The organism is Xanthobacter wiegelii (genome assembly GCF_043193855.2).
In the GTDB taxonomy this organism is placed as follows: Bacteria; Pseudomonadota; Alphaproteobacteria; order Rhizobiales; family Xanthobacteraceae; genus Xanthobacter; species Xanthobacter flavus_A.
On sequence record NZ_CM195529.1, the window covers coordinates 4,429,952 to 4,449,731 of the forward strand.

Here is a 19,780-nt window from a genome sequence, read left to right on the forward strand (position 1 = left end):
CGTCATGAGGATGACCACCGAAGAGGCGTTCATCAAAGTCCTGCAGGCGCACGGCATCAACGAGGCCTTCGGCATCATCGGCTCGGCCATGATGCCGGTCTCCGACCTCTTCCCCAAGGCCGGCATCCGCTTCTGGGATTGCGCCCACGAGACCAATGCGGGCCTGATCTGCGACGGCTACACCCGCGCCACCGGCCGCATGGCCATGGCCATCGCCCAGAACGGGCCGGGCGTGACGGGCTTCGTCACCGCCATGAAGACCGCCTACTGGAACCATACGCCCATGCTGCTGGTGACCCCCCAGGCCGCCAACAAGACCATCGGCCAGGGCGGCTTCCAGGAAGTCTCCCAGATGGCCATGTTCCAGGACATGGTGTGTTACCAGGAAGAGGTGCGCGACCCCTCCCGCGTCGCCGAGGTGCTCAACCGCGTCATCGAGAAGGCCTGGCGCGCCTGCGCCCCCGCGCAGATCAACGTGCCGCGTGATTTCTGGACCCAGGTGGTCGATATCGAGCTGCCGCAGATCGTGCGCCTCGAACGTCCCGCCGGCGGCCGCAACGCCATCGCCGAGGCGGCGGAAATCCTCTCGCAGGCAAAGTTCCCGGTGATCCTGAACGGCGCGGGCGTCGTCATCGGCAACGCCATCGGCGAGGCCATGGCGCTCGCCGAGCGGCTCGATGCGCCGGTGTGCGCCGGCTACCAGCACAACGATGCCGCCCCCGGCAGCCATCCGCTCGCCGTCGGCCCGCTCGGCTACAACGGCTCGAAGGCCGCCATGGAGCTGATCGCGCAGGCCGACGTGGTGCTGGCGCTCGGCACCCGCCTCAACCCCTTCTCCACCTTGCCCGGCTACGGCATCGACTACTGGCCGAAGCAGGCCAAGATCATCCAGGTGGACATCAATCCGGACCGCATCGGCCTCACCAAGAAGATCACGGTGGGCATCTGCGGCGACGCGAAGGAAGTGGCCGGCCAGCTGCTCGACCGGCTCGCCCCCGGCGCCGGCGATGCCGGCCGGGCGGAGCGCCGCGCGCTGATCCACCAGACCCGCTCGCGCTGGCTCCAGCAGCTCGCCTCCATGGACCATGAGGACGACGATCCCGGCACCCGCTGGAACGAGGACGCCCGCGCCCGCGACAAGGGCCGCATGTCGCCCCGTCAGGCGTGGCGGGCGATCCAGGCGGCGCTGCCGAAGGACGTCATCATGTCCACGGACATCGGCAACAATTGCGCCATCGGCAATGCCTATCCGAGCTTCGAGATCGGCCGGAAATATCTGGCGCCGGGCATGTTCGGCCCGTGCGGCTATGCCTTCCCGGCCATCATCGGCGCCAAGATCGGCTGCCCCGACGTACCGGTGTTCGGCTTCGCCGGCGACGGCGCCTTCGGCATCTCCATCAACGAGATGACCTCCATCGGCCGCGAGGAATGGCCGCCGGTGACCATGGTGGTGTTCCGCAATTTCCAGTGGGGCGCCGAGAAGCGCAACACCACGCTCTGGTACGACAACAATTTCGTCGGCACCGAGCTGGACCCCAAGCTCTCCTACGCGAAGATCGCCGAGGGCTGCGGCTTCAAGGGCGTGCGCGTGGACACGCCGGAGAGCCTCAAGGAGGCCATCCACACCGCCGCCGAAGAGCAGAAGGCCGGCATCACCACCTTCATCGAGGTGGTGCTGAACCAGGAGCTCGGCGAGCCGTTCCGCCGGGATGCCATGAAGAAGCCGGTGCCGGTGGCCGGCATCGCCCGCGACGACATGCGCGCGCAGATCGCCCGCTGACCCGCCTCCGGGCGGGGATGGCCCCTCCGCACGCCCCGCCCGGCCTTTTCTGCCCCACCGAGATCACGGCCATGCTCGCCCTCGACCGGATCATCGACGCCGCCCGTGCCGCGCCCCGCAGCATCGTCCTGCCGGAGGGGAGCGACCCGCGCATCGCGGCCGGCGCCCGCCGCGCCGTGGACGAAGGCATCGCCCGGCCCATCCTCCTCGGCGCCCACGAGGAGGTGCTGGCGGCCCTCGGTGGCGATGCGCGGGGCATTGCCATCGAGGATCCCGCCACCGCGCCGCGCGGCGAGGCCTATGCGGAGGCCCTGCACCTCCTGCGCCACGCCAAGGGCATGGACCTTCCCGCCGCCCGGCGCCGCATCCGCGAGCCTTTGGCCTATGCCGCCATGATGGTGCGGCAGGGCGATGCGGACGGCACGGTGGGCGGCGCGGTCGCCACCACGGCGGAGACGGTGCGCGCCGCGCTCCAGATCATCGGCCTCGCGCCCGGGGCGAAGATCGTCTCCAGCTTCTTCCTCATGATCCTGTGCGAGGAGTATCACGCGCAGAAGGGCGCCTATGTGTTCTCCGACTGCGGGCTGGTGATCGACCCCGATGCGGCGGAACTCGCCGACATCGCCCGCGCGGCGGCGCACTCCTATACGGCCATGACCGGCGAGGCGCCGCGCGTCGCCATGCTCTCCTTCTCCACCAACGGCAGCGCGCGCCACCAGAGGGTGGACAAGGTGGTGGAGGCCGTGCGCCTCGTGCGACAGGCCGAGCCGGATCTGGTGATCGAGGGGGAATTGCAGTTCGACGCGGCCTTCGTCGCCACGGTGGGCGCGGCCAAGACGGCGCCGGGCTCGCAGATCCGGGGCGATGCGAACGTGTTCGTCTTCCCCAATCTCGATGCCGCCAACATCGGCTACAAGATCGCCCAGCGCATGGGCGGGGCGAAGGCCATCGGGCCGGTGCTTCAGGGCCTCGCCAAGCCCGCCAACGATCTCTCGCGCGGCTGCTCCCAGGACGACGTGTTCCACATGATCGCGCTCACCTGTGCGCAGGCTTCTCGCGCAGACGCGGGGCGAGCGCTTCCATCGGCGATGCCGGCGCGCGTCGACAGCCTGTGGCAGAGCCCTCGACCGTCAACGGATCTCGGCGTGACACGCGCGGGCTGAAGGGACGAAATCAGTTGCCCAGCTGGAGCAGGGGCGCAGCGTCCGCATAGGCCTCGCCCCACTGGGCGAGCGACTTGGAGACGGCCGACAGCGAGATCGGCTGCCCGGCCGCGCGCGGCGCCGCGGCGGCAAACAGCGCCGCCACCAGTACGAGCGGCAGGAAAACCTTGCGCAAGTCGTCTTGGGTCATCTCTGGTCACGGACGTGGTTTCGAAGGGATGAATATACACCTTGCGCGACCGCCCGCCAAGTGCGGCGCAACATCACTCCTATTGCACCGCACAATCGACCTCAGCCCGACCGCCGGCCCTCGCGCGCCGCATGGTGGCGGGCGAGATGGATGCGGTCGTCCAGCGTCGAGAAGGCCACCGCCAGAACGATGCCGATGCCGGCGCCCACCAGCGTGTCGAACACCCGTTCCGGCGCCATCGCTGTCCCGGCGGCGCCGGGGGCGGCGAGGTAGCTCATCAGCAAAGCCATGGGCGTGACCAGGATCTGGCCGAGCGCGTAATTGGCGCCGATGATCAGCTCGGTGGTGAATTGCAGCAGCACCAGCAGCGCGATGACGCTCCCCACCGAGGGTTCCTGCGCGAGGATCACCCACACGAGGCCGGCCCCGACCACGGTGCCCGCCATGCGCTGCAGGGCGCGGTTCATGCTGATGTGCAGATGGGCGCCCTGCATCACCGCCACGGTGCCGAGCGCCGCCCAGGCGGGATGCGCCGCGCCGGCCCCATAAGCGGCGAAAGCGGCGATGCCCGAGCCGAGCGCGATGCGCGCGGCCGCGATCAGCCGGTGATCCAGCGGCCGCAGCGGGTCCACCGGAAACGGCGCCTCATCCGAAGCCTGCCGGCGGAAACGCTCCGTCGCGGCGCAGATCAGCCAGGTGAGGCCCGCCGCCACCGCCGTCGCGGCGGCACGCTCGATCACGTCCCGCCCGGTCGTCGCATGGCCCATGGCGGCACCGGCGGCGAAGACGAAGATCAGCGCGCCGGGCGGTCCATATTGGCCGGTGGTGGCGACGAAGAAGAAGAATCCGCAGGCGACGGCCAGCAGCCCGAGTTGCACGGTGAAGGACGCACCGAGCCACGCCGCCGCGGACATGGCGAGCACCGCCCCCGTCAGCCACAAGGCGCAGGCGAGCACGATGCGGCCCCGTCCCGCCTGCGGGGCAAAGCGGCCGAACAAGGCGGCGAGCGTGCCCAGCGCCGCGAAGCCGACAAGATGCGGCCAGGGCGAGACCAGCGTCAGCGGCAAGGCGATGGCGGCGGCCAGCGCCGATTGCAGGCCGGCCAGCCCCGCATTGCGCAGCCACGGCTGCGGGGCGAGGCCCCAGCTTTCGCGGATCTGGTGCGGCTTCAACAGATGGCGCGCGGCATCGCGGCGGCGGGTCGGCAGCGTCGCCGCATCGGCGGAGGACGCGCGCGCGGGCTCGGGCGGGGTCATCACGTCACCTGTTCCGCGCGCTGCGCCTGAAGGGCCTGGAGCCGCTGCTCGATCAGCTGGAAATTGCGGAGCATGGCCGCGATGTCGGCGTCCGAAAGATCGGCCAGCATTTCCGCCTCTCCCTTCTCCAGCTCGCGGCGGATCTCCGCGACGCGCGCGCGGCCGGCGTCGGTGAGATGGACCAGCCGGGCGCGGGCGTCGGCCGCATCCACCCGCCGCTCCACGAGGCCCTGCCGACACAGGATGTCGAGCAGGCGCACGAGGCTCGACCCATCGATGCCCACCAGCGCGGCCAGCTCCTTCTGGGTGATGCCGTCACCGGATTCATGGAGATGGACCAGCGGCACCCAGGTGGCATCCGAGAGCCCCGCCTCGGCCAGACGGGCATCGAGCGCCCGGCGCCAGCGGCGGGCGAGAAGGGCGAAGCGCACGCCGAAACGGGCGCGGGGCGAGGTGGAGGCGGGGGCAGATTCCATGCCCGATGGAAACCAGAATATAATTTGAATTGCAATACAAATTATATGGGGATCTGGCCGGCTTATGCCATAGCGCGGAGAGCCTCGCGCCCTTTGCCGGCCGCGCCGCGTCGGGCGGGAGCTTGAGCGTCTCCGTATTGCCTTCCCCCCTCCGCGCCTGTACGCCCCCGCGACGCGGCGGGGGCTGGTGCGGCGAGGGCATCGGCCGGACGGCAGGAGGGGTCATGAACGAGCGGAATCCGAGGGCCGAAGCGGGGGGCGGCCGGGCGGCGGCGCTGAAGGAGATGGCGCTCCGGCAGGCGCGCAGCTTCCTGTTCCTGTTCCTCTATCTGTGGGTGCTACTCGGCCTGTTCGTGCTCAACCAGGCGCTGGTGGAGCGCGCCCACGGCAACGCCGTCACCTTCCAGGGCTTCGCCTTCCTCAACGCGCTGGTGCTCGCCAAGGTGATGCTGGTGATCGAGGAACTGGAGGTCGCCCGCTGGCTCAGGGGCCGCCCCCTCATTCTCGTCATCCTCTACGAGGCGGTGATCTGCACCCTGTTCTTCCTCGTCTTCCACGTCATCGAGCGGTCGGTGATCGCGAAGTTCAGCGGCCACGCCATCACCGCCAGCGCGGTCGAGGTCGGCGGCGGCGGGGTGGGCACGGTGATCGTCACCGTGATCCTGTTCGTGTCGCTGCTGCCCTTCTTCGCCTTCAAGAACGTCACGCGCGCCATCGGCGCGGACCGGATGCGGCAGATCCTCTTCCGCCGGCACACCCCCGCCGACTGACGGGACGGCGCCCGCTCAGGAGTGCGAGCGCTCGACGGTGCTCAGCGTCGCCGCCACGTCCTGGTCGAGGTTCGCCTTCAGGAAGTGCTCGGTCTCGGGCAGGATGAGGTGGAAGTCGGTGAGGTTCTCCACCGCGATCTTCAGCGGCCCCGCCTCCACCTCCAGCACATGGCCGCCCTGGCTGCGGTCGTCCGAGAGGAAGTGGAAGTGGTAGCCCTCCACGCTGAACTCGGCGGAGTATGAGGGCGACCAGATGCCCACCAGCGTGCCGTCCACGTCCTCGAAGGTGAATTCGCTCTGCGTCTTCGCCGCCTCGGCGAGCGGCGTGCCGGGCTTGGGCGGGCACACGGCGCGGGCCTTCACCTTCCTGAACCGCCCATCGAGCCGCACGGCGTGGAAGATGTTGTCGGAGGCGCGGAAGCAGTCGCAGGCGGCGCCGAGGCCGTCGAAGCTGGTGACGCTTTCGGTCTCCCCCACCCGATCGGCGGAAAAGCGCGTCACCACCGCGAAGGGCGAGCCGGCCTCCGCCGGCGCCTCATGCACCGCGCCGCTGCCGCGCACCTGGAAGGCCTTGCCATCCAGCACCACCATCTCGCCGTCGAGCCCGGCGAAGGTGCCGAGGCCGAAATCGCCGTGCTCCAGCAGCGTGCCGACGCTCACCTCCCGGTCGTACACGCCGGCCACCAGCGCGCCCGAGGTGGACACCTGGAACACGGTGTGGACCTCGGCCTTCAGATGATCGGCGAGGATGGCGCGAATGTGCGTGCCGAGATCCTTCCCGGCGCGGGCGGCTTCCTGTTCCAGCGCGGTCTTCAGGGAGAGCGGCAGATCGATCTCGACGCGCGGCATGGGTCCATCTCTCCGGGGGCTGGGAGCAACGGCCTTCAAGAGCAGATTTGCGGCGGGGAGGCAACGCGCCTCAAATCCCCAGATACGCCTCCCGCACGCGCGGGTCGGCGATCAGCTCCGCCGCCGGTCCCACCATCGTCACGCGGCCGGTCTCCATCACATAGCCGCGGTCGGCCACCGAGAGCGCGCCGAAGGCGTTCTGCTCCACGAGCAGCACGGTGACATCCAGCGCTTTGAGCCCCTTCACCACCTCGAAGATCTGCGCCACCAGGATGGGCGCGAGGCCCATGGAGGGCTCGTCCAGCAGGAGGCAGGCGGGCCGTCCCATAAGGGCGCGGGCGATGGCCAGCATCTGCTGCTGCCCGCCGGAAAGGCCTCCGGCCAGCTGGTTGCGCTTCTCCTTCAGGATGGGGAACATGGCGAAGGCGTCCGCCATGTCGCGCTCCACCCGCGCGTCGGCGAAGACGAAGGCGCCGAGGCGCAGGTTTTCCTCCACGCTGAGATTGGTGAAGATCTGCCGCCCCTCCGGCGATTGCGCCAGCCCCCGCGCCACCCGGCGATAGGCCGGCACGGCCGTCAAAGCCTCGCCGCGGAAGGTGATGGAGCCGCCCGACACCGGCTGCACGCCGGAGAGGCAGCGCAGCAGCGTCGTCTTGCCCGCCCCGTTCGCCCCTACCACGGTGACGATCTCGCCGGAGCCGACGAACAGGTCCACCCCGTGCAGCACCTCGATGCGCCCGTAGCGCGAGCGCAGCCCCTCAACCGTGAGCATTCAGCGCCTCCGTCGTGCCGGCGCCGAGATAGGCCTCGATCACCTTCGGGTCGCGGCTGACGACGGCGGGATCGCCCTCGGCGATCTTCTCGCCATGGTCCAGCACCACGATGGTGTCGGACAGGCGCATCACCAGCTTCATGTCGTGCTCCACCAAGAGGATGGCGACGCCGGTCTTCGCCACCTCGCAGATGAGGCGGTCGATCTCCTCCGTCTCCACCGCGTTGCAGCCGGCCGCCGGCTCGTCCAGCAGCAGCACGCGGGGGCTGGCGGCGAGCGCGCGGGCGATCTCGAGGCGCTTCAGCGCGCCGTAGGAGAGGGCGCCCGCCTCGCGCTCGGCCGCCCGCTCCAGCCCCACCCGCTCCAGCAGCACCCGCGCGCCCTCGGCCGCCGCCCGTGCCCGCTTGCGTGATCCGGGCAGGCCGAAGAGATCGGCGAGCACCGGCCCGCGCTCGTGCATGTGGAAGCCGACGATGACGTTCTCCAGCACGCTCATCTCGTGGAAGATCTGAAGGTTCTGGAAGGTGCGCGACATGCCCCGCACCGCCAGCAAATCCGGGCGCAGGCCCGTCACGTCCTCGCCGTCGAGGCGCACCCGACCGGATTTCGGCAGGTAGACGCCGGAGATCATGTTGAACAGCGTGGTCTTGCCCGCCCCGTTGGGGCCGATGACGGACAGGATCCTGCCCGTCTCCAGCGCGAACGACACGTCGTTGACCGCCGTGACGCCGCCGAAGGAGATGCCGAGGCCTTCCACTTGCAAGAGGCTCATTCCCCCCTCCCCCGCAACAGGCGCCGGGCGCTGGGGATGAGCCCCGCCGGCAGGAAGATCATCACGAGCATCATCACGAGGCCGAGGACCACGTGCTCGTAATCCTGCAGCACGGTGAGCACCTGCGGCAGGAGCGTGAGCAGCGCCGCGCCGAAGATGCCGCCCAGCACCGATCCCGCCCCGCCCAGCACCGCCATGGTGACCAACTCGATGGAGTGCATGAAGCCCGCCACGTCCGGCGTGATGAGCCGGTTCTGCAAGGCCAAAAGGGAGCCGGCAACCGAGGCATAGACGGCCGAGATGACGAAGGCGTTCAGCTTCGCCTTCGCGACGTCGATGCCCGCCGTGCGCGCCGCCACCTCCGAGCCGTGCAGCGCGCGCAGCGCCCGGCCGGTGGGGCTTTCGCGCAGGTTCAGCGCGAGCCAGGCGCCGATGAACAGCACGAGGCCGCAGAAGGCGTACCAGAATTGCGGGTTGGTGAGTTCGATGCCCGCCTGTTCCAGCAGCGCGCGCAGGCCGGGGTCCGGCACCTTGATGCCGTCCGGCCCGCCCGTCAGCCAGCCTTCATTGGCGAGCACCATGGAGACGAGCACGCCGAAGCCGAGCGTCGCCACCGCGAGGTAATAGCCCTTCAGCTTCAGGATGGGCCGGCCCACCCCGTAGGCGATGGCGCCGGAAATCGCCGCCCCGGCCACCACCGCGAGCGCGGGCGGCAGGCCGACATGCGCCGGCAGCAGCGCGCAGGCATAGCCGCCGATGCCGAGGAAACCCGCATGGCCGAGGCTGATCTGCCCGGCATAGCCGGTGAGGATGACGATGCCCACCACCGCGATGGAATTGACGAAGACCAGAGAGCCCACGCGGTAATAATAGTTCGACGGGAAAAAGAAGGGACTGGCGATGATGAGCACCGCCAGCACCAGCAAGGTGGACTGCTTGGAGGAGAGCCGCATGGTCACACGCGCTCCACCGGATTGCTGCCGTAAAGGCCGCGCGGGAAGGCGAACAGCACGGCGAGGATGACGAAGAAGGCCACCGCATCCTTGTAGTGGGAGGAGATGTAGCCCGCCGTCAGCGCCTCCATGAGGCCCAGCAGCAGCCCGCCTGCGAGCGCGCCCTTCGGGTTGCCCATGCCGCCCAGCATGGCGGCGGCGAAGCCCTTCAGCGCCAGCGTGATGCCGATCTCGAAGCTGGTGGGCAGGATGGGGGTGATGAGCACGCCCGCCAGCGCGCCGATGGCGGCGGACAAGGCGAAAGAGAACGTCATCACGAAGCGGGTGTTGATGCCAACGAGCTGCGCCGCGAGGCGATTGTTGGAGGTGGCGAGCACCGCGCGGCCCATGAGCGTGCGGGTGAAGAACAGCCACAGCGCCACGAAGATGGCCACCGCCCCCGCCACCACCCACAGGCTCTGCGGCAGCACGGTGGCGCCCAGCACGCGGATGGGATCGTCGCCGGAGAAGGAGGGCAGCCGGTGGGTGCCCTTGTCGAGCACGATCTGGGTCACGCCCCGGATGAAGATGGAGGCGCCGATGGTGATGATGATGAGCGACACCACGGGCGCCCCACGCGCCGGCTCGATGGCGAAGGTGTTCAGCGCCACGCCGATGGCCGCCGTGAGTGCGATGGCGATGAGCGCCGCGAGCGGCAAGGGCAATCCGGCGGCGACACCGGCCACCGAGATCATGCCGCCCAGCATCACGAACTCGCCCTGGGCGAAGTTCACCACGTCGGAGGCGTTGTAGATGATGGTGAAACCGAGGGCGACGAGGGCATAGACCGCGCCCACCGTGACCCCGGACACCAGGAATTGCAGCAGATCGGACATGCGCTCGCTCCCCGCGGGCGGTTCAAAGCGGCGGCCGGGTTGCACCGGCGGGCCGCCTCACGCTGTGTGGAAGGGTGCCGCGCCTTGCCGCCGGGCGCTGGCCCGGCGGGGGCGGCTTATGGTCCGCCGCGACGGGCGCGGCGGAAGATGTGCAGCAAAGCTGCGCCTACTTCACCAATTTCCAGCCGCCATTGCTGATTTCCAGCATGCGGAAGGCAGAAAGATCGAGGCCGAGATGGTCGGTCTTCGAATAATTGTAGGTGCCGGTGGTGCCGACGAGGCCGGTCGTGCTCTCGATGGCATCGCGGATGGCGGCGGGCTTCGCGGACGGCGCCTTATTGAGCGCCTCGGTGAGGATGCGCATGGCGTCATGGGCATAGCCGCCGAAGGTGGAGACCGGCGCGTTCGCCGCCTTCTCGAAGCTCGCCTTGTAGGCCAGCACCACGGGCTTCTGCGGGTCCTTCGGATCGAGCAGTTCGCCCACGAGCAGCGCGGTGCCGGGCAGGCGCACGCCCTCGGCATTCTTGGCGCCGGACAATTCGATGAAGGCGTTGGAGGCGACGCCGTGGGACTGGTAGAGCGGCAAGGTGATGCCGAGCTGCGCATAGTTGCGGGTGATGGTCGCCGGCCCCTGCCCGAAGCCGGTGTTGAGCACCGCCTGGATTCCCGGCTTGTTGCGGATGTTGGTGAGCTGCGGGGTCATGTCCGCATCCTTCGGCCCATAGGTCTCGTCGGCGACGATCTCGATGCCGGAGGTCTTGGCCACCGCGATGCACTGGGCGCGCATGGAGGCGCCGAAGCCGTCGGTGCCGGAGATGAGTCCGATCTTCGTCAGGCCGCGGGCCTTCATGTCGTCGAAGATCTTCTGGCACGCCATGCGGTCGGTGTGCGGGGTCTTGAAGGTGAAGGGCTTCACCGGATCGATGATCTCGATGGCGCCCGCCAGCGAGATGAAGGGCACCTTGCTCTCTTCCGCGACCGCGAGGATGGCGAGCGAGGTGCCGGTGGTGGTGCCGCCGACCATGGCGACCACGCCGTCGTCTTCCACGAGGCGGGTGGCGAAGGTCTTGGCCTTGGAAGGGTCGCCGCCATCGTCATAGAGGACGAGCTTGGCCTTCTCGCCCTTGATGCCGCCCTTGGCGTTCAGCTCCTCCACCATCATGCGGATGGTCTTGGCCTCGGGATCGCCGAGGGAGGAGGCCGGCCCCGTCTCGGAAACCACGGCGCCGATCTTGATGTCGGCGAGAGCGGGGGCGGCGGTGGCGAGCAGGGCCAGCGCGAGGGCGCCCGTGACAATCCTCTTCATGTGTCCTCCCCAGGATTGATGGCTGACGCCGCCGCGCCGTCGCCACCGCGGGCAAGCCTGCGGAGATCAGCGAGGGGGCATCACGCTTCGATCTATTATCGTTAGATCGTTCGGTCTTTTTAATTCAGATCGCACCGCATTGCCACCAGAATCTTGGGCGTTTGAACGCAAGGTCAGCGAAGCGGACTTTTTGCGGCAATTCAGGGACGTATCAATATCAAAGCGCGCCTTTCGCGCATCCGCCCCTCAAAGATTTCGCATCGGCACGTCGCAGGGTTCCGCTTGACATGGCGCAAGGATCGCGGGAATAGTTAGATCGATCGTTCGATGAATTATCCGCCAATCCAAAGACCACACCAGGGGTGGACCGCCATGCCGCACGCCGCCGTGTCCGAGGCCGCACAGGCCCGCGACTATCGCGCGCTCATCGAGCCCGCGCGCATCAACAGCCGTCTTTACTATGATCCGGCCATCTTCCAGGAAGAGCTGGAGAAGATCTGGTACAAGACCTGGGTCTATGTGGGCCACACCAGCGAAATTCCCAACAAGAACGATTACGTCACCAAGTCCATCGGACCCATGCCGGTGCTGATGGTGCGGGACAAGGAGGGCGAGGTCCGCCTCCTCCTCAACAAGTGCCCCCATCGCGGCAACCAGCTGTGCGCCTACCAGAAGGGCAACCGCACGTCCTTCACCTGCCCCTATCACTCCTGGACCTTCTCCAACACCGGCGACCTCATGGGCTATGCCTTGCCGGAGGGCTACGAGGGCCAGAGCAAGGCGGGGCTGAACCTCGGCAAGGTGCCGCGCATCGCCATCTATCGCGGCTTCGTGTTCGGCTCCCTGGCGGCCGAGGGCATCTCGCTGGAGGAACACCTCGGCGGCGCGAAGGCGGCCCTCGACCAGCTGCTCGACAATTCACCCACCGGCGAGCTGGAGCTGACCGCCGGCTTCCTGCAGCACCGCACCAAGGCCAACTGGAAGTTCATGCTGGAGAACGAGACGGACGGCTATCACCCCGGCTTCGTCCATGGCTCCGTCTTCCAGGTGACGAACTCCGGCATCGGCAGCCTCTATGGGGCGGATTCCACGGCGCTGACCCGCGACTATGGAAACGGCCACACCGAGTTCGATCTGCGCCCCGAATGGCGCAAGAACGACAAGCCGCTCCAGTGGTTCGGCACCACGCCGGAGCGCCTGCCCGACTATGTGACGCGCATGAACGCGGCCTATGGCGAGGAGCGCGCGCGCGAGATCATGATCGACGGCTCGCCCCACGTCATGATCTTCCCGAACCTCTTCATCGCCGAGATCCAGATCTTCGTGCTCCAGCCGGTGGCGGTGGACGAGACCATCCAGCATGTCACCGCCGTGCAGTTCAAGGGCGCGCCGGACATCAACCGCCGCCTGCGCCAGCAGACCATGGGCTCGGTGGGCCCCGCCGGCCTCCTCCTCGCCGACGATACGGAGATGTACGAGCGCAACCATCGCGGCGCGCAGATCCTCGATCCGGAATGGCTGGTGCTCTCGCGCGGCCTGCACCGCGAGCGCCTCGACGAGAACGGCTTCCGCATCGCCCATTCCACCGACGAGACGCCCCAGCGCGGCATCTGGCGCCACTATCTGAACCTGATGACGGAGGCCCGCTGATGACCGCCCTCGCTCACTCCTTCACGGACGCCTCCGCCCCCGACCTCGCCAAGATCGAGCCCGCGACGCTGCACCATCAGGTGGCGCAATTCCTCTATCTGGAGGCGCGCCTCGCCGACACCCACGATTATGACGGGTGGGAGGCGCTGTGGACCGACGACGCCATCTATTGGGTCCCCGCCAATGGCGACGACACCGACCCCGAGAAGGAAATGTCGGTGCTCTATGACAACCGCTCGCGCATCGGCGTGCGCATCCGCCAGCTCAAGACCGGCCGCCGCCACACCCAGACGCCGCGCTCGGAGCTGGCCCGCGTGATCTCCAACATCGAGATCGCCGAGGTGCGCGGCCCCGAGGTGGACGTGCGCGCCAACGTCCTCATCTACGAGGACAATCTGCGCGGCGAGACGCTCTGGGCGGCGCGCAACACCTACCGCCTGCGCATGACGGAACAGGGTTTCCGGCTGGTGCGCAAGAAGATCTGCCTCGTGAACAACATGAAGCCGATCTTCACCCTGTCGTTCCTGGTGTGAGGGCGGGCCCTGCCACCGTGCTCCCTCCCCTCCCACCCCAGAGGCTTCCATGACACACAGCACCACACACAGCACCCCCGCCCCCGAAAGCTGGATCGCCGAAGGCCCCGTCCTGCTCGACTATGCCGATGGCGTCGCCACCCTCACGCTCAACCGTCCCGGCTCGGCCAACGGCATGAACATCGAGCTGATGCAGGCGCTCTACAGGGCCATCATGGTGGTGCACCGCGCCGCCGATGTCCGGGTGGTGCATCTGCGCGGCGCGGGCGCGAATTTCTGCGCCGGCGGCGACGTGCGCGAGTTCGCCTCCAAAGGTGAGGCGCTGGGCGATTTCCTGCGCGAGGTGACGGCCTATCTCCAGGTCGCCATCGGCGCCCTCATCCGCCTGAAGGCCGTCGTCGTCACCGAGGTGCACGGCTATGCGGCTGGCGGCGGCGGGCTCGGCCTCGTCTGCGCCTCCGACATCGTGATCGCCGGCGCGGGTGCCAAGTTCATGGCCGGGGCGACGCGCGTGGGCATGGCGCCGGATGCCGGCGCCTCGGTCATCCTGCCCCATCTCGTGGGCTTCCGCCGGGCGGCGGAAATCATGCTCTCCAACCGCGTGGTGAGCGCCGAGGAGGCGCAGTCCATCGGCCTCATCACCAAGTGCGTGGCGGACGAGGCGCTGACCGAGGAAGCCGGCAAGGCCGCGCGCTTCTATGCCTCCGGCGCGCCGCTCGCCATGGCCGCCACCAAGCGCCTGTTGTGGAACGCGCTGGACGTGGAACGCGCCTTGCCGGAGGAGGCGCGCACCGTCTCCGAACTCTCCTTCACCGCCGACAGCCGCGAGGGCCTCGCGGCGGTGATCGAGAAGCGCAAGCCCGTCTTCACCGGCCGATGAGCGCGCCCGAGAAGCCGCTTTTGCCCCCGCGCCGCGCGCTCGTCACCGGAGGCGGCGCCGGCATCGGCGCCGCCATCGTCCGCCAGCTCGGCGCGGACGGCTTGGCCGTCACCTTCTGCGATCGCGATGCCACGACCGGCACCGCGCTCGCGGGCGAGACCGGGGCCACCTTCGTCCACATGGACGGCACGGACGCGGCGGCCGCGCAGGCGCTGTTCGCCACCCACGGCCCGTTCGACGTGCTGGTGAACAATATTGGCGCCGACCAGCACGCCTTCTTCACCGACACCACGGTGGACGACTGGCGGTTCCTGCTCTCGGTGAATCTGGAAACTGCCTTCCTCTTCACCCACCACGCGCTGCCGGCCATGCAGGCGGCGCGCTATGGGCGGATCGTGAACGTCGCGTCCGAGGCGGGGCGGCTGGGTTCGAAGGGCGGTGCGGTCTATGCCGCCGCCAAGGCCGGGCTCATCGGCTTCACCCGCTCCATCGCCCGCGAAAACGCCCGCTACGGCATCACCGCGAACGCCGTCGCCCCCGGCCCGATCCGCACCCCCATGGTGGAGCGGGCGGTGGCGGAGGTGGGCGAGAAGATCCTCTCCGACATGGCCGCCCTCACCCTCCTGCGCCGCATGGGCGAGCCGGAGGAAGTGGCGGCGGCGGTGGCCTTCCTCGCCTCGCCGGGCGCCGCCTTCATCACCGGCGAGGTGCTGGGCGTCTCCGGCGGCATGGGCTGCGGCGCCTGAATTTCGCAAGCAAGACCAATACACTGGAAGCCCCCGATGACCCGCATCGTCTTCGTCACGCCTGCCGCCGCGCGCATCGAGATCGATGCGGATGACGGGCTCTCCGTCATGGAATGCGCCCGCCGCGCCAATGTGCCCGGTATCGTCGCCGAGTGCGGCGGCGCCTGCTCCTGCGCCACCTGCCATGTGCATGTGGACCCCGCATGGTCCGCGCAGGTGGGCGAGGCCACCGGAATGGAGCGCGACATGCTGGAATTCGCCGAGGACGTGGGCGAAACCTCCCGCCTCTCCTGCCAGATCAAGGTGGCCCCGGCGCTGGACGGCCTCGTCGTCCATCTGCCCGCCGGCCAGGGCTGAGGACGATGCCGGGTCCGCTTTCGGGACTGCGCATCGTCGAGATGGTGGGCCTCGGCCCCGCCCCCTTCGCCGCCATGATGCTGGCGGATGCGGGGGCGGAGGTCATCCGCATCCACCAGAAGGGCGCGCGGGCGGAACTGCCGCTCATGAACACGCGGTTCGACGTGCTGGCGCGCGGCCGCCGGTCGCTGGCCCTCGACCTCAAGGCCGAGGCCGACCTCGGCGTGATGCACGATCTGATCGCCCGCGCGGACGGCCTCATCGAGGGCTTCCGGCCGGGGGTGATGGAGCGCCTCGGCCTCGGCCCGGAGCCGTGCCTTGCCGCCCATCCGCGCCTCGTCTACGGCCGCATGACCGGCTGGGGGCAGGACGGCCCGCTCAAGGACGCGGCCGGGCACGACCTCAATTATCTCGGCATGACCGGGGCGCTGGCCGCCATCGGCCCGGCCGATGCGCCGCCCCCCGTGCCGCTGAACCTCGTCGCCGATTTCGGCGGCGGCGGCATGCTGATGGCGTTCGGCATGGTGGCAGCGCTGCTCGCGGCGCAGACCACCGGTCAGGGACAGGTGGTGGACGCCGCCATGACGGATGGCGCCTCGCTCCTCGCCGCCATGTTCTGGGGCTTCCGCGCCGGCGGGATGTGGAGCGATGCGCGCGGCGCGAACCTGCTGGATGGCGGGGCCTATTTCTACGGCACCTATGCCTGCGCGGACGGGAAGTTCCTCGCCGTCGCGCCGGTGGAGGGCCGCTTCCACCGCGTCCTGCTGGAACGGCTGGGGCTGGAGCCCACCGAGTTTACCCACGCCGCCGATCCCGACCGCTGGGGCCGCCTGCGCGCGCGGCTCGCGGCGCTGTTCCTCACCGCGCCGCGCGACCATTGGGCGGCGCTGTTCGCGGGCACGGACGCCTGCGTCACCCCCATCCTCGACTGGGACGAGGCCGCCGCGCACCCCCATGCGCAGGCGCGCGGCGCGTTCGTGACGGTCGACGGCGTGACTCAACCCGCCCCCGCCCCCCGCTTCTCCGCCACCCCCTCGGAGGTGGCTCAAGGTCCCGCGGCACCGGGCGCGGACGGGCCGGCCATCCTCGCAGACTGGGGGCTCGATCCGGCGCGGCTGGGGTGAAACGAAAAAACCGGCCTCCCGGCGGTGGCGGGAGGCCGGCGAGTGCGCCCGGCGCAAGCGACGTCGAAAGGCGTCGGGAGGAGGCCGGGTTTCAAAGCCCGCGCAGGAAATCGCCGATCCGGGTCAGCGACTGAGCCGCCTCGGGCAGCTCCGCGAACACCTGGAAATGGTGGCACATGCCGGGGAACACCTCGACCTCCACCCGCCCACCCTGTTCCGCCGCGCGGCGGGCAAGAAGGTGGCTGTCGTCGAGCGTGATGTCGTGCCCGCCGGCGTGGACCAGCACCGGCGGCAGGCCGGAAAGATCCCCCAGCACCGGCGAGGCGGCGGGATCGGCCGGCGCGTGGTTCCGGCCGAGATAGGTGCGCGCCATGGCCTTCAACTGCTCGGGACGGGAGAAGATGTCCCGGTCCGCCAGCGCGCTATAGCTCTCCCCGCCCATGGTGAGATCGAGCCACGGCGAGAGCAGCACCAGCGCCTTGGGCAGCGCCAATCCCGCATCCCGCGCCCGCATCACGGTGCCGAGCGCCAGCGCCCCGCCGGCGGAATCCCCCATCAGCGCGAGCGGCGTTTCCCCCGCCTCCAACATCGCGCGATAGATTGCGAAGGCATCGTCATGCGCCGCCGGAAAGCGGTGCTCGGGGGCGAGGCGATAGTCGAAACCGATCACCCGCATCCCGCTCGCCGCCGCAAGCCGCGCCATCAGCCCGGCATGGGAGCGGATGGAACCGATCTGGAAGCCGCCGCCATGGCAATAGAGCAGGACGCGGGCGGCATCGCCCCCCGGGGCATCGAAGGCGCAGGCGGGAAGGCCGGCGCGGGCGAGCGGCGTGCGCGTCACCTCCGGCGCGCTCTCCCCGTCTGCGAGGAAAGCCTCGAAGCTGTCGCGGATCTCGGCCAGCGTCATGCCCGCCGCCCACGCCGATGTGGCGGCCGCGATGCGCGCGCGCACCCGCTCGAAGGCGGGTGCGTCGGAGGAAAGAGCCTCTGCCAAGGCCGCCTCAGTGGGTCGCTTCGGGCCGGTGCAGCACGCGCGTGGCCTTGGCCTCGTAGCGCGGCAGCACGCCTTCCGCGTGGCATTCCACGTTCACGTTGATGCCGAGGCGGGCCTTGATCTCGCGCCGCACGTCGGCCGCCGCATCCTCGCCGGGACGCTGCGAGGCGGTGACCGCCTCCACCGCCACCGTCATCTTGCCGATGGTGGTGGCTTCCTTGTCCACGTAGATCTGCCAGGCTTCCTTGGCGAGGCCGGGAATGCCGGCGATCACGTCTTCGATCTGGGACGGGAAGACGATGACGCCCTTGAACTTGATCATGTCGTCGGTGCGCCCGATGATCCGGCCGATCTTGCGCATGCCGCGCCGGCCCGAGGGGCAATCGTAGGGGCGCGGGGAGAGGCGCACGAGATCGCGCGTGCGCCAGCGCACCACCGGCGAGGCCTCCTTGCGCAGGGTGGTGATGACGATCTCGCCGACCTCGCCCTCGGACACCGGCTTCATGGTCTTGGGATCGAGGATCTCGACGATCACCGTATCCTCGTTGAGGAGCTGAAGCTCGTCGTCCGCATGGGTGTGGGGCGTGGAGATGGCGAGGATCGGCCCGCCGGCCTCCGTGGTGCCGTAGATGTTGTGGCTCATGAAGCCTTCCGGCATCTCGGCTTCCAGCTGCGCGCGGAATTCGGCCGAGACCGACTGGCCGCCGAGGATGGCGACCTTGAGCGTCCAGTCCGTGCGCGGATCGATGCCCTGGTTCTTGGCGGCCTGCACCAGCGTCATCAGCCACAGCGGCGACATGGAGGCGACATCATAGGCGTGGTCGCGCAGCCAGCGGGCGGCGAGTTCGCCGCGTCCGGGCCCGATGGGAAAGTTGGTGCAGCCCACGGCGGAGAAGCCGGCATCCAGCGCCGGGCCGCCGATCCACAGGCCATAGCCATAGCCCTGATAGGCGCGGAAGCCCGGCTTCACGCCGGCGGCGCTGAGCAGGCGCGCCATCTGATAGGGCAGCAGCGTGTTGTAATCATTCTTCGTCATGCCGAAGGTCACCGGCAGGCCGGTGGTGCCGGAGGTGGCGACGAAGCGTTCCACGCTCTCCATGGGCACGGTGAGGAAGGGGAAGGGATAGAGGTCGCGCAGCAGCGACTTGTCCATGAAGGGCGCGTTGGCGAGGCCGTCCTCGGAGGCGAGATCCTCCGGCTTCATGCCGGCCTGGGCAAAATGCGCCTTCCAGGTGTCGCACCGGGCGAGACGCGCGCCGAGGCCGGCGAGGCCCTCGCGCTGAAGCTTCAGAATTCCGTCGCGGTCGAGCGACTCCACCTCGGGATGCTGCATCTGGCTCCTCCCCCATCCGACCGTTGGAACACACGGCTCTTGTGGCCGCTCTCGATTGGCGAATTAATAGACCGAACGGATGGTCTATGTAAACGGCGATTTTGATCTGCATCAACGTCGGTGGCGCGCTGACACGGCGAGGCTACCATAGGGAAGGCGCCTTGATCACCTGTCGCGCCGCTCGATGCAGCGGCCGATGGTGCCTCAGTACGCGCTGCGCCGGTGTACCGCCCTTTGTACCGCCCTTGGCACCGACGCCCCATGCGCCTATAGACCGAATGATCGGATCATTCTTGCAGGTGTGGCCGCCGTGGCGAGAACGCGCTCAGCCGAATACGACAATATCCACGACACCATCCTCGAGCGGGCGGCGTCCGTGTTCGCGCAGCGCGGCTATGCCGCGACCTCCATCGGCGACATCGCCGAGGCGTGCGAGTGCTCCAAGTCGCGGCTCTATCACTATTTCACCTCCAAGGAGGCGATCCTTTCCGACCTGCTGACCTCGCATGTGGAAAGCCTCCTCATGAAGTGCCGGCAGACCCTCTACGGCTATCAGGACCCGGAGGAGCGCTTCCGCCAGCTCACCCGCCTGTTCCTGAACGTCTATTCCGTCTCGCGCGACCAGCATGTGGCGCTGCTCACCTGCACCGAATTCCTCGCGCCCGAGACGCGCAAGGTGCTGGTGGCCAAGCAGCGCGAGCTGATCGCCTATGTCAGGGACATCCTTCTGCAATTGCGGCCGGATCTCGCCCATTCCCCCACGGCGCACGTGGACACCATGCTCTTCTTCGGCATGATCAACTGGACCTACACCTGGTACCACGCCGACGGCGCCGTGACGCCCGACGAGCTGGCCGACCGCACCGTGGCCCTCTTCGTGAAGGGCTACGCCAATGCCCCCGCGCCGACGACCACCGGCGCGGCACATGCGAAGCCGGACGGGCGGCATGGGAGCCGGCATGAGGGGCGCGGCAAGGAGTAGAGGGGCGGGGCGACCCAGC

The 19,780-nt window shown here is 69.0% G+C and carries 21 protein-coding genes; 10 read left to right on the forward strand and 11 right to left on the reverse strand.

Going from position 1 to position 19,780, the window contains the following annotated elements:
• Positions 1-4: 4 nt before the first annotated feature.
• Together xsc and pta are read left to right on the forward strand one after the other, a co-directional pair.
• Positions 5-1,780 carry a sulfoacetaldehyde acetyltransferase gene (gene xsc / locus V5F63_RS20695; protein WP_394102684.1) on the forward strand — a complete coding sequence of 592 codons (1,776 nt, stop codon included), beginning with the start codon at positions 5-7 and terminating at the stop codon, positions 1,778-1,780.
• A gap of 71 nt (positions 1,781-1,851) precedes the next feature.
• The gene (gene pta, locus V5F63_RS20700; protein WP_394102764.1) at positions 1,852-2,943 is read left to right on the forward strand and encodes a phosphate acetyltransferase; all 1,092 of its coding nucleotides are present in this window, start codon (positions 1,852-1,854) and stop codon (positions 2,941-2,943) included.
• A 10-nt stretch (positions 2,944-2,953) separates the two neighbouring features.
• On the opposite strand, the gene V5F63_RS20705 is transcribed toward pta, so the two are convergent.
• The 3 genes from V5F63_RS20705 to V5F63_RS20715 all read right to left on the reverse strand — a co-directional run bounded on the left by V5F63_RS20705 (position 2,954) and on the right by V5F63_RS20715 (position 4,865).
• A complete protein-coding gene (locus V5F63_RS20705) occupies positions 2,954-3,133 on the reverse strand; it encodes a hypothetical protein (RefSeq protein ID WP_394102683.1) in 180 nt (59 codons plus the stop codon).
• Positions 3,134-3,234: 101 nt separating this feature from the next.
• A complete protein-coding gene (locus tag V5F63_RS20710; RefSeq protein WP_394102682.1) occupies positions 3,235-4,389 on the reverse strand; it encodes an FUSC family protein in 1,155 nt (384 codons plus the stop codon).
• Positions 4,389-4,865, reverse strand: a complete 477-nt coding sequence (locus V5F63_RS20715; RefSeq protein WP_394102681.1) for a MarR family winged helix-turn-helix transcriptional regulator — start codon at positions 4,863-4,865, stop codon at positions 4,389-4,391. The genes V5F63_RS20710 and V5F63_RS20715 overlap by 1 nt, the downstream gene beginning before the upstream one ends.
• A gap of 224 nt (positions 4,866-5,089) precedes the next feature.
• Here V5F63_RS20715 and V5F63_RS20720 point away from each other — a divergent pair, with 224 nt between their 5' ends.
• Entirely contained in the window at positions 5,090-5,635 is a 546-nt protein-coding gene (locus V5F63_RS20720) for a hypothetical protein (RefSeq protein WP_394027640.1), read from the forward strand.
• A 15-nt stretch (positions 5,636-5,650) separates the two neighbouring features.
• Here V5F63_RS20720 and budA read toward each other — a convergent pair whose 3' ends face one another.
• The 6 genes from budA to V5F63_RS20750 all read right to left on the reverse strand — a co-directional run bounded on the left by budA (position 5,651) and on the right by V5F63_RS20750 (position 11,162).
• Entirely contained in the window at positions 5,651-6,484 is an 834-nt protein-coding gene (gene budA, locus V5F63_RS20725) for an acetolactate decarboxylase (protein WP_209485262.1), read from the reverse strand.
• 70 nt (positions 6,485-6,554) lie between these two features.
• Positions 6,555-7,256: an ABC transporter ATP-binding protein gene (locus tag V5F63_RS20730; RefSeq protein WP_209485264.1), complete on the reverse strand. Its 702-nt coding sequence runs from the start codon at positions 7,254-7,256 to the stop codon at positions 6,555-6,557.
• Positions 7,243-8,028, reverse strand: coding sequence for an ABC transporter ATP-binding protein (locus V5F63_RS20735; RefSeq protein WP_394102680.1), 786 nt, complete (start codon positions 8,026-8,028; stop codon positions 7,243-7,245). Before V5F63_RS20735 ends, V5F63_RS20730 begins: the two co-directional genes overlap by 14 nt.
• A complete protein-coding gene (locus V5F63_RS20740; RefSeq protein ID WP_394102763.1) occupies positions 8,025-8,981 on the reverse strand; it encodes a branched-chain amino acid ABC transporter permease in 957 nt (318 codons plus the stop codon). Before V5F63_RS20740 ends, V5F63_RS20735 begins: the two co-directional genes overlap by 4 nt.
• Positions 8,982-8,983: 2 nt before the next feature.
• Positions 8,984-9,856 carry a branched-chain amino acid ABC transporter permease gene (locus tag V5F63_RS20745; RefSeq protein ID WP_394027634.1) on the reverse strand — a complete coding sequence of 291 codons (873 nt, stop codon included), beginning with the start codon at positions 9,854-9,856 and terminating at the stop codon, positions 8,984-8,986.
• A 166-nt stretch (positions 9,857-10,022) separates the two neighbouring features.
• The gene (locus V5F63_RS20750) at positions 10,023-11,162 is read right to left on the reverse strand and encodes an ABC transporter substrate-binding protein (RefSeq protein WP_394102679.1); all 1,140 of its coding nucleotides are present in this window, start codon (positions 11,160-11,162) and stop codon (positions 10,023-10,025) included.
• A gap of 372 nt (positions 11,163-11,534) precedes the next feature.
• On the opposite strand from V5F63_RS20750, the gene V5F63_RS20755 reads away from it, so the two are divergent.
• The 6 genes from V5F63_RS20755 to V5F63_RS20780 are packed head-to-tail and all read left to right on the forward strand — an operon-like array spanning position 11,535 to position 16,452.
• Entirely contained in the window at positions 11,535-12,812 is a 1,278-nt protein-coding gene (locus V5F63_RS20755) for an aromatic ring-hydroxylating oxygenase subunit alpha (protein ID WP_394102678.1), read from the forward strand.
• Positions 12,812-13,345 (forward strand): aromatic-ring-hydroxylating dioxygenase subunit beta, encoded by a 534-nt coding sequence (locus V5F63_RS20760; protein ID WP_209485275.1) that lies wholly within the window; start codon positions 12,812-12,814, stop codon positions 13,343-13,345. The genes V5F63_RS20755 and V5F63_RS20760 overlap by 1 nt, the downstream gene beginning before the upstream one ends.
• A gap of 49 nt (positions 13,346-13,394) precedes the next feature.
• Complete coding sequence (locus V5F63_RS20765) at positions 13,395-14,225, forward strand: enoyl-CoA hydratase/isomerase family protein (protein ID WP_394102677.1); 831 nt, start codon at positions 13,395-13,397, stop codon at positions 14,223-14,225.
• A complete protein-coding gene (locus V5F63_RS20770; RefSeq protein ID WP_394027628.1) occupies positions 14,222-14,971 on the forward strand; it encodes an SDR family NAD(P)-dependent oxidoreductase in 750 nt (249 codons plus the stop codon). Before V5F63_RS20765 ends, V5F63_RS20770 begins: the two co-directional genes overlap by 4 nt.
• Positions 14,972-15,007: 36 nt before the next feature.
• Positions 15,008-15,328, forward strand: coding sequence for a 2Fe-2S iron-sulfur cluster-binding protein (locus V5F63_RS20775; protein ID WP_394102676.1), 321 nt, complete (start codon positions 15,008-15,010; stop codon positions 15,326-15,328).
• Positions 15,329-15,333: 5 nt separating this feature from the next.
• Positions 15,334-16,452: a CaiB/BaiF CoA transferase family protein gene (locus V5F63_RS20780; RefSeq protein ID WP_394102675.1), complete on the forward strand. Its 1,119-nt coding sequence runs from the start codon at positions 15,334-15,336 to the stop codon at positions 16,450-16,452.
• Positions 16,453-16,543: 91 nt separating this feature from the next.
• On the opposite strand, the gene V5F63_RS20785 is transcribed toward V5F63_RS20780, so the two are convergent.
• Together V5F63_RS20785 and V5F63_RS20790 are read right to left on the reverse strand one after the other, a co-directional pair.
• Positions 16,544-17,446: an alpha/beta hydrolase gene (locus tag V5F63_RS20785; RefSeq protein WP_394102674.1), complete on the reverse strand. Its 903-nt coding sequence runs from the start codon at positions 17,444-17,446 to the stop codon at positions 16,544-16,546.
• Positions 17,447-17,453: 7 nt separating this feature from the next.
• Positions 17,454-18,779 (reverse strand): phenylacetate--CoA ligase family protein, encoded by a 1,326-nt coding sequence (locus tag V5F63_RS20790; protein ID WP_394102673.1) that lies wholly within the window; start codon positions 18,777-18,779, stop codon positions 17,454-17,456.
• Between the two features lie 310 nt (positions 18,780-19,089).
• On the opposite strand from V5F63_RS20790, the gene V5F63_RS20795 reads away from it, so the two are divergent.
• The gene (locus tag V5F63_RS20795; protein WP_209485289.1) at positions 19,090-19,761 is read left to right on the forward strand and encodes a TetR/AcrR family transcriptional regulator; all 672 of its coding nucleotides are present in this window, start codon (positions 19,090-19,092) and stop codon (positions 19,759-19,761) included.
• The last annotated feature ends 19 nt before the right edge of the window (positions 19,762-19,780 follow it).

Excerpts from the sequence above, each read along its gene's own strand:
- xsc (WP_394102684.1), top strand. The coding sequence starts at position 5 with ATGAGGATGACCACCGAAGAGGCGTTCATCAAAGTCCTGCAGGCGCAC.
- pta (WP_394102764.1), top strand. The coding sequence starts at position 1,852 with ATGCTCGCCCTCGACCGGATCATCGACGCCGCCCGTGCCGCGCCCCGC.
- V5F63_RS20705 (WP_394102683.1), bottom strand. The coding sequence starts at position 3,133 with ATGACCCAAGACGACTTGCGCAAGGTTTTCCTGCCGCTCGTACTGGTG.
- V5F63_RS20710 (WP_394102682.1), bottom strand. The coding sequence starts at position 4,389 with ATGACCCCGCCCGAGCCCGCGCGCGCGTCCTCCGCCGATGCGGCGACG.
- V5F63_RS20715 (WP_394102681.1), bottom strand. The coding sequence starts at position 4,865 with ATGGAATCTGCCCCCGCCTCCACCTCGCCCCGCGCCCGTTTCGGCGTG.
- V5F63_RS20720 (WP_394027640.1), top strand. The coding sequence starts at position 5,090 with ATGAACGAGCGGAATCCGAGGGCCGAAGCGGGGGGCGGCCGGGCGGCG.
- budA (WP_209485262.1), bottom strand. The coding sequence starts at position 6,484 with ATGCCGCGCGTCGAGATCGATCTGCCGCTCTCCCTGAAGACCGCGCTG.
- V5F63_RS20730 (WP_209485264.1), bottom strand. The coding sequence starts at position 7,256 with ATGCTCACGGTTGAGGGGCTGCGCTCGCGCTACGGGCGCATCGAGGTG.
- V5F63_RS20735 (WP_394102680.1), bottom strand. The coding sequence starts at position 8,028 with ATGAGCCTCTTGCAAGTGGAAGGCCTCGGCATCTCCTTCGGCGGCGTC.
- V5F63_RS20740 (WP_394102763.1), bottom strand. The coding sequence starts at position 8,981 with ATGCGGCTCTCCTCCAAGCAGTCCACCTTGCTGGTGCTGGCGGTGCTC.
- V5F63_RS20745 (WP_394027634.1), bottom strand. The coding sequence starts at position 9,856 with ATGTCCGATCTGCTGCAATTCCTGGTGTCCGGGGTCACGGTGGGCGCG.
- V5F63_RS20750 (WP_394102679.1), bottom strand. The coding sequence starts at position 11,162 with ATGAAGAGGATTGTCACGGGCGCCCTCGCGCTGGCCCTGCTCGCCACC.
- V5F63_RS20755 (WP_394102678.1), top strand. The coding sequence starts at position 11,535 with ATGCCGCACGCCGCCGTGTCCGAGGCCGCACAGGCCCGCGACTATCGC.
- V5F63_RS20760 (WP_209485275.1), top strand. The coding sequence starts at position 12,812 with ATGACCGCCCTCGCTCACTCCTTCACGGACGCCTCCGCCCCCGACCTC.
- V5F63_RS20765 (WP_394102677.1), top strand. The coding sequence starts at position 13,395 with ATGACACACAGCACCACACACAGCACCCCCGCCCCCGAAAGCTGGATC.
- V5F63_RS20770 (WP_394027628.1), top strand. The coding sequence starts at position 14,222 with ATGAGCGCGCCCGAGAAGCCGCTTTTGCCCCCGCGCCGCGCGCTCGTC.
- V5F63_RS20775 (WP_394102676.1), top strand. The coding sequence starts at position 15,008 with ATGACCCGCATCGTCTTCGTCACGCCTGCCGCCGCGCGCATCGAGATC.
- V5F63_RS20780 (WP_394102675.1), top strand. The coding sequence starts at position 15,334 with ATGCCGGGTCCGCTTTCGGGACTGCGCATCGTCGAGATGGTGGGCCTC.
- V5F63_RS20790 (WP_394102673.1), bottom strand. The coding sequence starts at position 18,779 with ATGCAGCATCCCGAGGTGGAGTCGCTCGACCGCGACGGAATTCTGAAG.